This is a genomic window from Amycolatopsis sp. NPDC051903, assembly GCF_044452505.1.
Lineage (GTDB): Bacteria > Actinomycetota > Actinomycetes > Mycobacteriales > Pseudonocardiaceae > Amycolatopsis.
Genome location: NZ_JBITBT010000016.1, coordinates 84521 through 99749, shown reverse-complemented (window position 1 = coordinate 99749; position 15229 = coordinate 84521). Strand labels below are relative to the sequence as shown.

Sequence of the window (15229 nt, the reverse complement as noted above, 5' to 3'; positions counted from 1 at the left end):
CACCGTGTCCGAGCTGCTCGTCTCCCGGATCTGCGGGCTGCCCGCCGCCGTGCTCGACGGCCTGCGCGCCCCGGAAACCCTCGCCCTGCTCGACGAGGCCGAGGCCGCCGCCGCGCGCAAGCGCGAGCAGCGGGACCCGGTCTGCGACGCGCTGCACGCCGTGATCGGCCGCGACGAGCTGAGCCGCGACCAGCGGCGCGGGCTCATCCGGCTGCGCCGCGGCGTGTTCAACGACCGCGGCGACGAAGCCGGGCTCCGGCTCGCGCGGGACGTGCTCGGCGCGGAGGAGGCGGAGCGGCTCGGCGAATGGCACCAGGCGCTCGTGCGCGAGCGGGAACTGCTGGAGAAGGCCGGCCGCGCGCTCACCGGCGAGCTGGCCGCGGCGCAGCACGCCGTGGCCACCGCCCTGCGGACGCCCGACGTGCTGGCCGCGCTGGCGCTGGCGAGCCCGGAGTTCGTCAGGGCGTTCACCGATCGCACGGAGCTCGGCAAACCCGGTGGGCGGCTGAGCCGCAGCGCGGTGTCGTACCTGGTGCGGACCGCGCTGAAGCCGAGCCCGTTCGGCGCGCTGACCACGGTCGGCGTCGGGGACTTCGGCGGTGCGGTCGACCCGGGTGTCCGGCGGCGGCTGGTGAGCTCGTCGCGCGTCGCCGCGCGGCTCGCGTACGCGGCGTTGGAAGACGACCCGGTCGTGGTGCCCCTTGTGGACACCCGGCTGGTCGGAGCGGAGTGGCTGGCCGCACTGCCCGCGCACCGGATGCGTCACGGCGTCTACTTCCGCGAGGACGAGATCACCGCGGTGCCCGGTCCGGTGCCGCTCGACGCGAAACCGCGGCGGCTGCGCGGGCTGGCCGCGGAGCTGGGCTGCCCGCCCGAAGACCTGCGCCGGTTGCTGGACCAGGGTCTGCTGCTCCTGGCGCCGCCGTGGCGGCTGACCGAGCCGCGGCACTTCACCGCGTGGGGGCACCTCGGGCTGGCCGAGGCCGAGAAGGTCGTAGCCGGTGGGGCGGACGGCCGCCGACGTGCGGACGCGGTGCTCGCGTTGCGCGGCCGGCTGCGCAAGACGCTGGCCGAACGCGATCCGGCGCGCGCGGGCTGGCTCGACGGGCTCGGGCTGGTGCACGAGACCGTCGCCCACGGCCCGGAGCCGGAAACCACACCACCCGCGTGGGCCGACGGTGAGCTCGGCCGGCTCGACGGCCTGCTGCGTTCGACCGCGCGGCCGCGCGCGGGCTACTTCGACCTGGTGCGGTTCTTCTTGCACCACTATGGAAACGGTGGTGTCGCCGACCTGGCGGAGTTCGCGTTCCGCGCGGTCCGCGACCTGGATCCGATGTGGTGGCTCTCGCGGTGCGCCGTGCCCGACCCGCAGGTGCGCGACGTCGCCGGCGCGAGCGTCGGGCGCCCCGCGCACTCGGTGTTCTGGCAGGTCGCGGGCGACGCGCTCGTGGTCAACCAGGTGCACGCGGGTTACCTCGGCGCGGTGGCGCGCTGGGCCGGCGTGCCCGGGTTGACTGAACGCGTCGAAGCGGCGATGACTTCGTTGCACGAGAAGCGGTTCCCCGGTTGCGCGGTGTACCAGGTGACGGCGCACGCCGATTGGACCGACACCCAGCGGCCCGCGGTGCGCTCGGCGCCGGCGCTGGTCTGGGGTGCGGAGCGGCCGTACGGGGGTGTTTCGATCGACGGCTTCCGCGTGCGCCACGACCTGGCCACCGGCACGCTCGAAGTCCTCGACCCGGCCGGGCGGCCCGCCGCGCTCAGCTACCTCGGCGCGGTGCCCGCGCACCTGCTGCGCGGGGTGCCCCGCGTGCTGCAGCTGCTGTCGGATCCGTGGCTGTCGCTCGGCCCGTGGGCTCCGGTCGCCGAACCGGGGTTCCGCGAACGCGTGACCGACGGCCGGCTCGTGCTGCGCCGCGCTCGCTGGACGCTGCCCGCGTCCGCTCTGCCGTCGGTGTCCGATGGGCCCGACCTCGACTTCCTCCGCGCCGGCCGGATGTTCCTGGCCGAGCACGGTCTGTCCGAGCAGGTGTTCGTCCGCGGCCTCGCCGCGGGCGGGGTCCCGCAGGGCAAACCGCAGTGGCTCAGCTTCGCCCACCCGCTCGCGGCGTGGACGGCGCTGAAAGGCCTGGCCGGCGCGGAGGGCCTCGAACTCACCGAAGCGCTGCCCGCCGCGGGCGCGGATGCGCGGCGCGTCACGGAGTTCCTCACGGTGGTGACCCATGCTTGACGCCCTGCTGCGTCCCGACTGGCGCTACTGGCGGATCTACGTCCCGGACCTGGGTACGGTCACGCGGCTGCTGCACGACGTCGTGCACCCGGTGGTGGCCGGGCACCGAGAAGTGCTCCGGCGCTGGTTCTTCCTGCAGTACATGGACCTGTCGGGCCTGCAGCTGCGCGTGCGGCTGAGCGCCCGGCCCGACGCGGCGGCCGACGTCGAGGCGGAGCTGGACCGGCGGTTCGCCGAACGCGGCGCCGAAGTCGTGAAGCGCTGGTACGAACCGGAACTCGCGAAGTTCCGCGGCCCGGACGGGGTCGAGTTCGCCGAGCGCGTGGCGCACCTCGGCAGCGAGACCGCGTTGCAGCTGCTGCCGGGCCGCGCGTCGGCTCGCCGCATCACGCAGGCCGCGGCGCACACCGCGGCGATCGTCGAGGGGCTGCCCGCCGAACAGCGGGTGAGCTTCCTGCACCAGTACGCGTGGTACTGGTCGGGCCGCGGCGCACGGACGGTCGCGTGGCGACCGGCGGCCGCCACCGCGCGTCCCGACGACCCGGGCGCGGTGCGCCAGGCGGGCCGCCTCGCCGGAAACGTGGCCCGGGAGCTGGAAAGCGAGCACGTGGGCGCGCCGCTGCGCCGGTACGCCGAGCGGTTCTGGTCGGAGTACCGGGAATCGGCGCGCCGCGTTTCGCCCTATCGGGCGGCTTTTCAGCACGTCCACCTGATGAACAACCGGCTCGGCGCAGTTCCGGGAGAGGAGGCGCAAATCGCGCGGTTGTTGTGGCTGCAGCGGCTGCGTAGCATGAATTAGGTCGGGATTCTTTCGAATACGACGAAAAGCGCAACACCACAAGTTGGGGAGAAAGACATGGATTCTGGTTCCAGCGGCGCTGCGAGCGGCATCGGCGACCCGGACGACGACCACCCGAACCCCGTCGGCGACGCCGTGGTCAGCGGCGTGCGCTCGGTGCTCAACAAGCTCGGCCCGGCGGGTAAAAAAGCCGCCGACCAGCTGCCGAAGAAAAAGGACAAGTAACAAGCGCAGCCGGCTGTCGGTAGAGTTGTGGTCACTTGCTTCAACGGGGGTGGCTGCGGCGTGGAAGCGCGTAACGAGATCGGTGCGGTCCACGGCGGGTCCGGGGCGCAGGCCGGCTACATCGGGCAGGTGACCGTGGTGCCGCCCGAGCGTGCGGTGCCACACCAGCTCTCGCGGGCCGTACCGAGACTCGTCGGCCGAGACGACGAAGTCGGCCTTCGCGCGGCCGGTAATGCCCTGGTGGTGCTCACCGACGGGCTCAGGGGTATCGGGCGAAGGGCCTTCGCCCGATACCTCGCCCGGCAGCTTTCACGCAGCTTCTCCGGCGGTGAGGTGTATCTCGACCTCTCGACGTTCCTGGTCGACGGCGAGCGGCTGATCCCGTCCGCGTTGCGAGCGATCTTGCGCGCAGTGGGTGTCGCCGACCGACGTTATGCCGCCGGATCCGGAACTCCCCACGCGGTGGCGGACGAAAGCCGCTGAGCGGCCCTTTCTCGTGCTGATCGAAAACGTCACCGAAGCGGAGCAGCTGCTGGCGCTGCTGCCCGGGGGAAACGAGAGCATGGTGCTCGCGACCGGCCGGGTCGAATCGCAGGCTCGCATCCGAGCGATCGGTGGAGCGGTCGTGACCCTGCGCCCGCTGGAACCCGGAGCAGCAGCAGAAATCTTCACCTTGTTGAGTGGTTTTTGTGAAATCCGACGCCGTGCCCCAGAACCAGAACGGGGCCGTTCAGGTGGGCGAAATCGACGTTCTCACTGGCGGTCACAACGAGTGAATAGTCAATATCCGGCACTTTTCCCACGGGATGACCGTGACTCGGGAATCATCGAGCAGGCTGTCCACCCCGGCGCTGAACTCCGAGCAGCCGATGTCCAGGTTCGTACGACCCCGAAAACAGTTCGCGGGGCAAAGTATCCCACCTGATTTGCCGCTCGCAATTTCGATTCTTGCGTTCTCAGGATTCTCCGCTGAACACTGCCCGATTGAAATCCGGTGAACGACACGACACGGACCGTGACCGTTCGGGTAACCTGGCCATTGACGACAGCGGGACGGGGGGCGAGTGAACGACCGCAACTTCTTTGACGGCACGGCCGACAGCGTCTTTCAAGGGCGCGACGTCTACGGCGGCGTCCACTTCCACCCTCCGGCCGGGCCGGCCGTGCCGCCGGTCCAGGTTCTGGAGCCACCTCGGCATTATCGGAACAACGAGGCGCAGCTCGATGAGCTGACCCACATCCACGACGAGGCCGCTGGGCGGGTTGGCATCGCGATCCTGATCGGTGCCCCTGGCAGCGGGCGCACCACGCTGGGCGAATGCTGGGCGTTCCGGAACCGCGATCGATTCCCTGACGGCGTCTTCCCCGTTCGCCTCGGTAACAGACCGGTCACCGACGTGCTCGCCGACCAATTGGGCCTGGTCGGCTACCACGCGGATCAGCTACCCGCCAGTCTCGAAGCTCGCTCAGCGATGTGGCGGGCCTGGTCAGCGACGAAACGGATTGCTCTGCTGATCGACGACGCGATGAGCGTCGCCGAGGTACGGGCGCTGCTGCCCGCCGGGCCGGGGTCGATGGTGGCTGTGGTGGAGGCGGCCCGGTTGACCGAGCTCACAACCCGCCACTCGGCGCGCTACGTCGAGCTGGAACCGTTGAGCGACGACGCAGCTGAGGGCGTGCTCACCGCACTCGTGGGTGCTGAGCGGCTCGCCGCCGAACCCGTTCAGCTGGTCGCCTTGCTGCGCATCTGCGCGGGTTCCGCCGCGGAACTGACGGTCGCGGGCGCGATGCTGTCCGAATCGACGTGGTCGGTGGAGGAGCTGATCGGCCGGATCCGACGCAAGGGCGGTCTGGCGAAACCGGTGTTCGACGTTGCGTACGACCGCTTGCGACCCGACACACAGGCTGTGTACCGGGTCTTCGGAGCACATCCCGGCGATGGTGACGTCGCGGAGGAAACCGTTGCGGCCGTTCTCGAGCTGGACTGCTACGACGCCCAGGACGCACTGGACGATTTGGTGCGGGCCAAGCTGATCCACCGCGCCGGAGCGGACCGGTATCGGATGGCCGAGCTCACTCGACTGCACGCCAGGTCCAAGGGAGACACGCTCACGTCGGCTGTGGTCTCGCATTACGCTTCGGTCGGACTCGCGATCGCTGAAAGCGCGTTGCCGAGAGGCTGGGCTGCGCAGCTGTGGCCGGGGTTCGCAGCGGACGGCCGCACCTCGCGCGTGGCCCTGGACTGGCTCGAAGCAGAACGCCTCAACCTCGTCGCCGCCGCTGAATCCGCGTACCGGCTGGGTGCTCTCGAGGATGCTTGCCGGCTGGCGCTGGTGCTGTGGCCCGTGCACAAGGACGGTGGGCACACGGCCGAGATGAACGTGGTGAACCAGAACGGTGTCGCGGCCGCTCGAGCCTGGTCTTCCGTGCTCGCGGAGGCGCTGATGTACACCCAGCTCGGCTTCGCCGCCATCCAGAGCCGGGATTGGCAAGGCGCTCGTGAGCACCTGGGCCGAGCGGCCAGTCTCGCCGAGAAGTCGGGTTCGGTCGAAGCACAGGCGACCGCGGTGGAGTCGCTGGCACTGGCCTGTTTCGAAGCAGGTGAGCAGCGTGAAGCCGAGGAACACTTCCGTCGCAACCTCGATCTCGCCGAGGGGCTCGGCAATGCGCGCCGTTCAGCGCTTGCCCGGATGCACCTTGCCAAGGTCGCCCCGTACCGGGAAGCGGTGGAGCTGCTCGCCGCGGCTGGCGAGGTGCTCGCCGGGGAGCCCGGTAACCGGGTGAAGATCGTGCTTTGGCGCGGCCGCAACGCGATCGAAGCCGGCGCGTTCGACGAGGGAATAGCGTTGCTCGCCGACGCGATCCAACTCGCTGCCGACGGGGGCTTCCACCGCGAACGGATCCTGGCTGCCCGCACGCGCGCCGAAGCAGCCCTGAGCCGCGGTGACGTCGCGGTGGCCCGAGCACACGCCGAGGATGCGCTGAACGTGGCCCGGCTGCGCGGGTACACGGCTGAGGCCGGTGATCTCCTGGAATGGCTCGGCCGGCTCGGTTGAGCGATCTGTCGACGTCGTCTGTTGATGGCGAGGCGATGTGACGGTGTCGGCCGGGCACGGCCTGCTGGAACCGGCTGCCCTGCCGAGGAACGCCAGCTGAGCAGGGTTTGCCTCGGATGGGCGGGTCGCCGAGGCTGAAGGGCTGCTGCAGGTGCTGCGCCGACTTGCCCGGTTGGCTGGTCACGGGCGTTGATCGAGGAGCAACTCGACCTCGACCTCGTGGGTCGTTACCCCGGTGGTGAACCGCTTGGGCAGGTCTGGCTCAAGTGCGTGCAGCAGGGACGGGACGACCTGCGGGAGTTCGGGGGTGGTGTAGCGCACTAGCGTTCCGGTGCTGCTGCCCGCGAGCCAGCCGAACGCGTCAGGGCAGGCAGCCCACTGACAGCCGGGTAGTGAGCGGAGCGTAGCCACGATCCAGCGGAGCGGGTCAGCCGTGCGGCTGCCGAGAACCACGCTCGCGCGTTCCAAGAGGCGTGGATCCGGGGAATCGGTTGTGACCACCAGGTGCCCCTCCGCCAGAGCCACCGGGCTGTTCGCGGCACGTCGGACGATTTGTTCGCCGATGACCGTGACCCACGTGGCGCTCGGTTCGCCGCGGACGAATCCGGGTAGGGGGAAGTCTGGGAGCGTGGGTGCGGGATCAGGCAGCGACAGGCGGAGCGTCCGGTAGCCCAGGGTGAGGAGCCGAGTGGCTGATCCTCCCGGGACACTCGTCGCCAGGTCGGTCACGGCCTGTAGTGGCGCGGGCCGGTTGAGGGTCGCCGTGAGCTGTTCGGCGAGATCGCCGTCCCCGAGCCGTGGCGCGGCGCGGAGGAGCGCAGCGATCGGCGAAGCGGCGTCGACGGCTTCGTGGGGTGCGGTCGCCAAAAGCACCGGTGTGCCGAGACAAGCCGAGTAGAAGGTGACCGAGCCGTGATCGCCGATCGTGACGTCGGCGGCGATCGCCGCTTGTTGCCACAGGTCCTCTCGCGGCAGCACGCCGATTCCGCTGCGCCGGCTGTCTTCCAGCCACATCCGCAGCTGCCACGGGAAATGGCCCTGTCTGATGTTCGGGTGCAGGGCGAGCAGCACGACGAATTCGTCGATCGGCAGGTTCCGCGCTATCCTCGCAGGCAGACCGGGCTCCTGCCCGTAGAGCGAATCTGGCCCCCAGGTTGACGAAACGAAGACCACTTTCTGGCCGGTCCGCACGCCGAACGACTGCCGGTACGCCTCGCGCAGCGAAAAGCTGTCCCGGAGCCGGTCCAGGCAGGGATCACCAGCGACCACCGCACGGTCGGCCGCCGGAGGACAGCTGCGTCGGAGACGATCGAGTTGTTCGCTGTGGGACAGCACGATGTGCGTCGGCACGACGACGCCCTCGTGCATCAGCCACGGAGCGGAAAGCCCGAAAACCGGTTTCCGGTTTCCGGTTTCCGGTTTCCGGTTTCCGGTTTCCGGTTTCCGGTTTCCAAAAACTTATTGTATCCCATTCCGTGCGGTAGAATAGTCAGCGGAGCGCGCAGTTCGTGCAGATCTCCGCCGTAACTGGCCGAAACTGCCCAATCGAACTCGGTCTGGGTGGCCTCGGACCAGGGAATCAGCGGAATACCCTGCTCTGCGAGGTATTCCTCGGTGCCGCGGGTGAAGGCGCTTGAACCCGGGCAGGTGAACACCGTTTGAATGCGCTGGTCACGAGCGAAGAGTGGCAGCACGTCGAGGAGGCGTGTCGCGGCGGTGATGTTGTGGACGACTCCCAGCATGGTGCGTTCCGCTCGCACAGTGCGCCACTGTGGAGGAACGGGAATCGACGGATGGGGCACGGAGAGCAATGTTACTCATCGCTCTCCGTGCGCTCACAGACTGATGTTGCCGTGCACGTCACGCAACTGGACGACTTTGGCGCCTTCGGCCACGGTGCCCACGTGGTTCGTCACGCCACCAGTGCGGGCCTCCTGGTGCACCTCGAACTCGGTGCGCAGCGCCGCGGCGAACGCCGGGTCCTCGCGGCCCGCGACGTCCAAGCGTTCAGCGAGTGCCTGCACCGTCTCCGGCTTCTCCGGAGTTGCCGCTTCGAGGGTCGCCACGGCCTTCTTGTCGCCGGAGAACTTGCGCTTGACCAGTTCGTAGAGGCCGGTGGCCGCTTTCGTGGCCAGCGTGGTCGCGACTGCGGTCAGGATCGGCTCGGGCATCTGCAGCTCCTCGGGTCGGCAGTGAGTTCCAAGGTACTCATTTCGTGCGATCGGCAATCCAGTCCGCGATCACGTCCACGCGCGAGGTCGTTTCGGCGGTGGTGTGCGGGCAGTCCGGGCCGGTCGTTTCGACGGAAACGAGCTGGCCTCCCGAGCCCGCCGGGATGAAGTAGGGCGCGCCGGAGTCGTAGACGCACGCGCTGGTCGTCGCGGCCGGCGCGACGCCGCGCACGCCGAGCGTGGTGCTGCCGACGGTCGAGATCTGCACCGTGCCCTGCTGCAGTTTCGAAGCGGGCACGGGGTTCTTCGCCGTTTTGCTGCCCCAGCCGGCGAGGGTGAGGCGCTGGCCCGTGGCCGGGGCGAGGCGGTTGACCGTGAGCGGCGTGATGCCCGGGACCGGGCTGTCGAGCTGCAGCAGCGCGACGTCGTTCTCCGCCGACTGCAGCACCTGCGTCCCCTTGAGGGTGACGCCCTGTTCCTTGCTCTCGTCGACCAAGCCGAGCGTGACCGTGGTCGGGTACGGCACGGGGCCGGACACGCGGTTGCGCTGCGCGTCGTGGAAGCAGTGGCCGGTCGTGAGGATCCACTGCGGAGCGACGAGCGAACCGGAGCAGAAGCTCGTGTACGTGCTGCCGTCCGGGCGCGGGATGCTCGCCATGGTGAGCTTGGCGGTGAAGCCGAACTGGCCCGGGGCCACGTCGGACCCGTCGGCGACGGCCAGCGCCGGCGCGGCGGTGAGGAGGGGCAGGAGGACTGCTGCGGTGAGTGCGGCGCGGACGCGCATTCTTTCCCTTCGTCGGGCCACCGGCGGGCGCCGATGATCGACCCTCAACGCTAACCAGCTACCCGCAGGTCAGGAATTCCCTTGTCGGGCGAAAGAAAAAGGCCCCGCGACCTGTGCGCGGGGCCTTGTTTCTGGTAGTCGGGGCTAGTGGATCGTGCCGGTGATCCAGTCGGCGACCACGTCGACGCGCGAGGTCGTCTCCGCGTCCGCGTGCGGGCAGTCCGGGCCTTCGGACTCCACCGCGACGATCCGGCCGCCGCGGCCGGAGGCCACGAAGTACGGCGCGCCCGAGTCGTACAGGCAGGCGCTGGTGTCGGCGGCCGGCGCGACGCCGTGCACGCCGAGCGTGGTGGCCGCGACCTCGCCGACCGCCACGGTGCCCTGCTGCAGCTTCGTCGACGGCGCCGGGTCCACGGCGCTCAGGCTGCCCCAGCCGGCGAGCGTCAGCGGCTGCCCGACGACCGGCGTCGCGCGGCTGACCTTCAGCGGCGTGATCCCGCGGACGGGCTTGTCCAGCTTGGCCAGCGCGATGTCGTTGGTGCCGGCCTGGACGACGTCGGTGACCTGGCGCGGCACGCCGCGGTCGCCCTCCTGCACGGTGGTGCCGAGGAGCACGGCCGTCGGGTACGGCACGGGGCCGGAGATCGGATTGCGGTCCACGTCGTGGAAGCAGTGGCCCGCGGTGAGGATCCACTGCGGTGCGATGAGCGCACCGGAGCAGCCGCTGTCGTAGTGCGTGCCGTCGGGCCGCGGGATGTTCGTCATCGTCAGCTTCGCCGCGAACTCGAACTTGCCCTGGGGCACGTCCGCGCCGTTGGCGACGGCCAAGGCGGGCGCAGCGGGCACAGCGGTGGCCAGCGCGGCCCCGAGCGTGAGCAAAGCGGCGGAAAGCACTGCGCGAAGGCGCATTTCAGTTGTCCCCCTGATCGTGGTACAGACCAACACAACCGGTGATGGCGGGCAGCGTAGCCACGATCGGGTTCACCCGGAAGGATCAGACAGCTGGGCTGCCTCTGCGGACCAGCCCAGCTGCCCGGGTTTCCAGCTCAGTTCACGCCGACCAGGTCGACGACGAAGATCAGCGTCTCGTTCGGCTTGATCACGCCGCCCGCGCCACGCTCGCCGTACGCGAGGTGCGGCGGGATCACGAGCTTGCGGCGGCCACCGATCTTCATGCCGGCCACACCCTGGTCCCAGCCGGGGATGACCTGGCCGGCGCCGAGCGCGAAGCGCAGCGGCTCGCCGCGGTCCCAAGACGCGTCGAACTGGTCGCCGGTCGAGTGGGACACGCCGACGTAGTGGACCGTCACGGCGTTGCCGGACTGGGCCTCCGCGCCGTCACCGACGGTGAGGTCGGTGATCTCGAGTTCTGCCGGCGGTGGGCCGTCCGGGCGGTCGATTTCGGGCTTTTCCAAGGTCATGGCGCTCACCGTACATACCGGCACTGAACTGCGCCGATCGGACTAGGCCCAAAGAGGGGAGAAACGCGAATAGTCTTCACACTTCAGCTACCCGCCGGTAGCGTGCGCTGCGTCACCTGGGGGAACTCGTGGACGGGAGCTCCGGTATGCGACGACGCATCCGCACCCTGACCGTTGCCGCGCTGGCTTTCACCGCGGCGGGCCTGCTCCAGACGGTCGGCGGCGCTCCGCCCGCCACCGCGGCCTTGCCCGGCAACGACTACTGCGCGGGGCAGTGCAACGACATCCTGCCCCCGGGGGAGAACGGCAGCGCGACGCTCGCCGAAATCCTCGGCAACAAGGCGTTCGGCACCCAGCCCGCGCACGCCGACGACCAGCTCGGCAAGTACGCCGACCTCGCCGGCGGGTACCACACGCTGACCACGGACACGATCGGCAAGTTCTTCAACGATTCTTCGTTCGGCGTCCCCGCCGACCAGGTCGCGAGCACGCTGCAGCCGCGCTCCGACGTGACGATCACCCGCGACAAGGCCACCGGCGTGCCGCACATCCAGGGGACCACGCGCTCGGGCACGGAGTTCGGGGCCGGCTACGCGGCGGCGCAGGACCGCTTGTGGCTCATGGACATCATGCGCCGCGTCGGCCGCGGCCAGCTCACCGCGTACGCCGGTGGCGCGCCCGCGAACCGCGAGCTCGAGCAGTCGTTCTTCGCCGCCGCGCCCTACACCGAAGACGAGCTGCAGCAGCAGATCGACGCCACGGCCGCGAGCGGCCCGCGCGGCAAGCAAGGTCTCGCCGACGCGCAGGCCTACCTCGACGGCATCAACTCCTACATCACCGACGCCCACAACGGCCGCTACTTCCCGGGCGAGTACGTGCTCACCGGCCACGTCGACGCGATCACCAACGCCGGCACGATCGAACCGTTCAAGCTGACGGACCTCGTGGTGCTCGCGTCGGTGGTCGGCGCGCAGTTCGGCGCCGGCGGTGGTGGTGAGGTGCAGAACGCGATCGCGAAGCTCGCGCTGCAGGAGAAGTACGGCGTGGCCAAGGGCGAACAGGTGTGGCAGAGCCTGCGCTCGGCCGACGACCCCGAGGCCGTGAAGACGCTGCACGACGGCCAGACCTTCGACTACGGCACGACCCCCGCCAACCCGCAGGGGATGGCGTTGCCGGACAAGGGTTCCGTGACCCCGCAGCAGCTCGTGTACGACGCCACCGGTTCCGCTGCCACGAACACACCCGCGAAGGTCGACGTCGCCGCGCCGAAGGGCCAGGAAGCCGCGCGCGGCATGTTCGACGACGGTGTGCTGCCCGGAGACCTGCTGAGCGACAAGCACGGCATGTCCAACGCGCTCGTCGTGTCCGGCGCGAAGACCGCGAGCGGGCACCCGGTGGCCGTGTTCGGCCCGCAGACCGGGTACTTCGCGCCGCAGTTGCTGCTGCTGCAGGAACTGCAGGGCCCGGGCATCAGCGCGCGCGGCGCGTCGTTCGCCGGCCTGAGCATGTACGTGCTGCTCGGCCGCGGCCAGGACTACTCGTGGAGCGCGACGACGTCGGCGCAGGACATCACCGACACGTTCGCGCTGCCGCTGTGCGACCCGAGCGGGAAGCCGGCGACGAAGGACTCGGACTACTACACCTACCAAGGCCAGTGCCTGCCGATGGACGTCGTGGAGCGCAAGGACTCCTGGTCGCCGACGGTGGCCGACGGCACGGCCGCCGGTTCGTACACGTTGCGCAGCTACCGCACGAAGTACGGGCCGGTGCTCAGTCGCGCGACGATCGGCGGCCGGCCGGTGGCGTACGCGTCGCTGCGGTCCTCGTACTTCCACGAGGTCGATTCGCTCATCGGGTTCCAGGAGTTCAACGATCCCGGCTTCATCCACTCCGCGGCCGATTTCCAGCAGGCCGCGAACGACGTCAACTTCACCTTCAACTGGTTCTACGCCGATTCGAAGGACGTCGCCTACTTCAACTCCGGCGCCAACCCCGTCCGCAACTCCACTGTGGACCCGATGATGCCGGTGTGGGGCGACGAGGGCTACGACTGGCAGGGCTGGCACCCCGACGGCAACCAGGCGAGCTACACGCCGATGTCGCAGCACCCGCAGTCGATCGACCAGGACTACTACGTCAGCTGGAACAACGCTCAGGCCAAGGGCTACGCGTCCGGCGGCGCCGACAAATCGGCCGTGCACCGCGCCGACCTGCTCGACGCCCGCGTGAAGGCGCTGATCTCCAGCGGCACGAAGGTCACGCGCGTCAACCTCACGCAGGCGATGGAGGACGCGGCGCTCGCGGACCTGCGGGCGGAGAAGGTGCTGCCGCTGCTGCTGCAGGTGCTCGACAAGGCCCCGCTCACCGGTGCCGCGGCCGACGCCGAGGCGAAGCTCAAGACGTGGCTCGCCCACGGGCACCAGCGCGTCGAATCGTCCCCGGGCAGCAAGGCGTACAACGACGCCGACGCGATCCGGATCATGGACGCGTGGTGGCCGCTGCTCGTCACCGCGGAGTTCAAGCCGGCCATGGGCGACGACGCGTTCACCGCGATGACGAACGTGCTGCAGATCAACGAGAGCCCGTCCGGCTTCCAGAACGAGGTGCCGGGCAAGCACGTCGGCCAGCCGCACCAGGGTTCATCCTACCAGCACGGCTGGTGGGGTTACGTCAGCAAGGACCTCCGCACGGTGCTGGGCCAGCCGGTCGCGGGCCCGCTGGGTTCGACGTTCTGCGGCGGCGGTGACCTGACCGCGTGCCGAACCGCGCTCGTCGACTCGCTGACGGCGGCCGCGGCCCAGCCGGCGAACACCGTGTACCCCGGTGACGCCGACTGCTCGGCCGGCGACCAGTGGTGCGCGGACACCGTGATCCAGCGTCCGCTCGGCGGCATCACGCACGGCAAGATCAGCACGCAGAACCGCCCGACGTTCCAGCAGGTCGTCGAATACCCGGCGCACCGCGGCGACAACGTCGCGAACCTGGCGGCGGGCAAGCCGGTGAGCGCGACGAGCGCCGAGACGGGCTTCTACCCCTCGCCGGCGAGCAACGCCGTGGACTCGAACGCGAAGACGCGGTGGGCCAGCGACTGGAGCGACGACCAGTCGATCACCGTCGACCTCGGTTCGGTCCAGCAGGTGGCGCGCGTGGTGCTCTCGTGGGAGGCGGCGTACGCGAAGGGGTATCGGATCCAGCTCTCGGCCGATGGTGAGAACTGGCAGGACGCCGCGGTGGTCACCGACGGCAACGGCGGCACGGACAACGTGTCGTTCGCGCCTTCGGACGCCCGGTTCGTCCGGATGCAGGGCGTGCAGCGGGGCACGAACTACGGCTATTCGCTGTACGAGTTCGAGGTGTACGCGCACTGACAGGGACGTGGTCGGCTCATCGGCGCGGGTGAGCCGACCGCCACATCCCGGCTGCCCGGCCGCGTTCGCGAAGCTACCGTGTCCTGCATGGACGATTGGACACCGCGCACGCTCGCGATCGCGGCCGGGCGGCCGCACGGCCCCGGCGAGCCCCTGAACACCCCGATCGTGGCCACGAGCACCTTCGAGGCCGGTGGCGACTTCGTCTACGCGCGCTCCGACGGCACGGAGACCTGGCACGCGCTCGAGGAAGCCGTCGGCGCGCTCGAAGGCGGCCACGCGACCAGCTTCGGCTCCGGCGTCGCGACCCTGTCGGCCGTGCTGGACACGCTGCCGGTCGGGTCGTCCGTGGCGGTGCCGACGTTCAGCTACGCCGTCACGCGCGGCGCGATGCACCACGCGGAGAAGATGGGGCGGATCAGCGTCACCGAGCTCGATCCCACCGACACGCAGGCGTGGCTCGACTGCGACGCGGACCTGCTGTGGCTCGAATCGCCGACCAACCCGACGCTCGAGGTGATGGAGCTCGAGACGATCGCGCGCGGCACCCGCGGCCGCGTGGTCGTGGACAACACCTTCGCGACGCCGTTGCACCAGCAGCCGCTGCGGCTCGGCGCGGACATCGTGGTGCACAGCGCGACCAAACTCATCGGCGGGCACAGTGACCTGCTGCTCGGGATCACGGTGGCGGCCGACGAAGCGGTCGCCGCCGAGCTGCGCGGCGCGCGTACGCGGATCGGTTCGACGCCCGGCGCGCTCGAGGCGTGGCTGGCGTTGCGCGGGCTGCGGACCATGCCGGTTCGCCTCGCGGAGCAGTCGAAGACGGCCGCGCTCCTGGCTTCCCGGTTGGCGGAACACCCGGCGGTCACGAAGGTGCGCTACCCCGGGTTCGGGATGATGGTGTCGTTCGAACTGCCCGACGCCGAGGCCGCGGACAAGGTGTGCGCCGCCGTCCGGCTGATCCGCCCGGCGACGAGCCTCGGTGGCGTGGAAAGCCTGGTGGAGCGGCGAGCCTGGCTGCCCGGTGAGGAACGCGTGCCGGCCGGATTGCTGCGGTTCAGCGTGGGTCTCGAAGATCCGGAAGACCTCTGGCGCGATTTGCTCACGGCACTGGCCTGATTGCCGCCAATGATTCACCAGGGGTTCGCCGGCGGGCCGGAACTGTTACAGTAAGG

At 69.9% G+C, this 15229-nt stretch carries 14 protein-coding genes; 8 read left to right on the top strand and 6 right to left on the bottom strand.

From position 1 onward, the window contains the following. Positions 1-4 precede the first annotated feature (4 nt). The 6 genes from ACIA77_RS29050 (at position 5) to ACIA77_RS29025 (ending at position 6310) form a co-directional block, all read left to right on the top strand. Positions 5-2230: a hypothetical protein gene (locus tag ACIA77_RS29050; protein ID WP_395889167.1), complete on the top strand. Its 2226-nt coding sequence runs from the start codon at positions 5-7 to the stop codon at positions 2228-2230. After that, the gene (locus ACIA77_RS29045; RefSeq protein WP_395889166.1) at positions 2223-3029 is read left to right on the top strand and encodes a thiopeptide-type bacteriocin biosynthesis protein; all 807 of its coding nucleotides are present in this window, start codon (positions 2223-2225) and stop codon (positions 3027-3029) included. The genes ACIA77_RS29050 and ACIA77_RS29045 overlap by 8 nt, the downstream gene beginning before the upstream one ends. Positions 3030-3086: 57 nt before the next feature. Then, the gene (locus ACIA77_RS29040) at positions 3087-3254 is read left to right on the top strand and encodes a hypothetical protein (protein WP_395889165.1); all 168 of its coding nucleotides are present in this window, start codon (positions 3087-3089) and stop codon (positions 3252-3254) included. Between the two features lie 129 nt (positions 3255-3383). Next, on the top strand, positions 3384-3737 hold the full coding sequence (locus ACIA77_RS29035; protein ID WP_395889164.1) for a hypothetical protein: 354 nt from the start codon (positions 3384-3386) through the stop codon (positions 3735-3737). A 13-nt stretch (positions 3738-3750) separates the two neighbouring features. Next, entirely contained in the window at positions 3751-4179 is a 429-nt protein-coding gene (locus tag ACIA77_RS29030; protein ID WP_395889163.1) for a hypothetical protein, read from the top strand. A gap of 139 nt (positions 4180-4318) precedes the next feature. Further along, complete coding sequence (locus ACIA77_RS29025; protein WP_395889162.1) at positions 4319-6310, top strand: hypothetical protein; 1992 nt, start codon at positions 4319-4321, stop codon at positions 6308-6310. Between the two features lie 180 nt (positions 6311-6490). On the opposite strand, the gene ACIA77_RS29020 is transcribed toward ACIA77_RS29025, so the two are convergent. From ACIA77_RS29020 to ACIA77_RS28995, 6 genes are all read right to left on the bottom strand, one after another. Continuing rightward, positions 6491-7678: a hypothetical protein gene (locus ACIA77_RS29020; RefSeq protein ID WP_395889161.1), complete on the bottom strand. Its 1188-nt coding sequence runs from the start codon at positions 7676-7678 to the stop codon at positions 6491-6493. Then, complete coding sequence (locus tag ACIA77_RS29015) at positions 7678-8052, bottom strand: hypothetical protein (RefSeq protein ID WP_395889160.1); 375 nt, start codon at positions 8050-8052, stop codon at positions 7678-7680. Before ACIA77_RS29015 ends, ACIA77_RS29020 begins: the two co-directional genes overlap by 1 nt. Before the next feature lie 93 nt (positions 8053-8145). Next, on the bottom strand, positions 8146-8481 hold the full coding sequence (locus ACIA77_RS29010) for a hypothetical protein (RefSeq protein ID WP_395889159.1): 336 nt from the start codon (positions 8479-8481) through the stop codon (positions 8146-8148). Between the two features lie 37 nt (positions 8482-8518). Then, positions 8519-9265: a S1 family peptidase gene (locus ACIA77_RS29005; protein WP_395889158.1), complete on the bottom strand. Its 747-nt coding sequence runs from the start codon at positions 9263-9265 to the stop codon at positions 8519-8521. Between the two features lie 144 nt (positions 9266-9409). Beyond that, positions 9410-10174, bottom strand: a complete 765-nt coding sequence (locus ACIA77_RS29000) for a S1 family peptidase (RefSeq protein WP_395889157.1) — start codon at positions 10172-10174, stop codon at positions 9410-9412. A 137-nt stretch (positions 10175-10311) separates the two neighbouring features. Further along, positions 10312-10686 (bottom strand): FKBP-type peptidyl-prolyl cis-trans isomerase, encoded by a 375-nt coding sequence (locus ACIA77_RS28995; RefSeq protein WP_204092285.1) that lies wholly within the window; start codon positions 10684-10686, stop codon positions 10312-10314. A gap of 146 nt (positions 10687-10832) precedes the next feature. Between ACIA77_RS28995 and ACIA77_RS28990 the strand changes: the two genes are divergently transcribed. Then, positions 10833-14054, top strand: a complete 3222-nt coding sequence (locus tag ACIA77_RS28990) for a penicillin acylase family protein (RefSeq protein WP_395889156.1) — start codon at positions 10833-10835, stop codon at positions 14052-14054. 87 nt (positions 14055-14141) lie between these two features. Further along, positions 14142-15173: a trans-sulfuration enzyme family protein gene (locus ACIA77_RS28985; protein ID WP_395889155.1), complete on the top strand. Its 1032-nt coding sequence runs from the start codon at positions 14142-14144 to the stop codon at positions 15171-15173. The last annotated feature ends 56 nt before the right edge of the window (positions 15174-15229 follow it).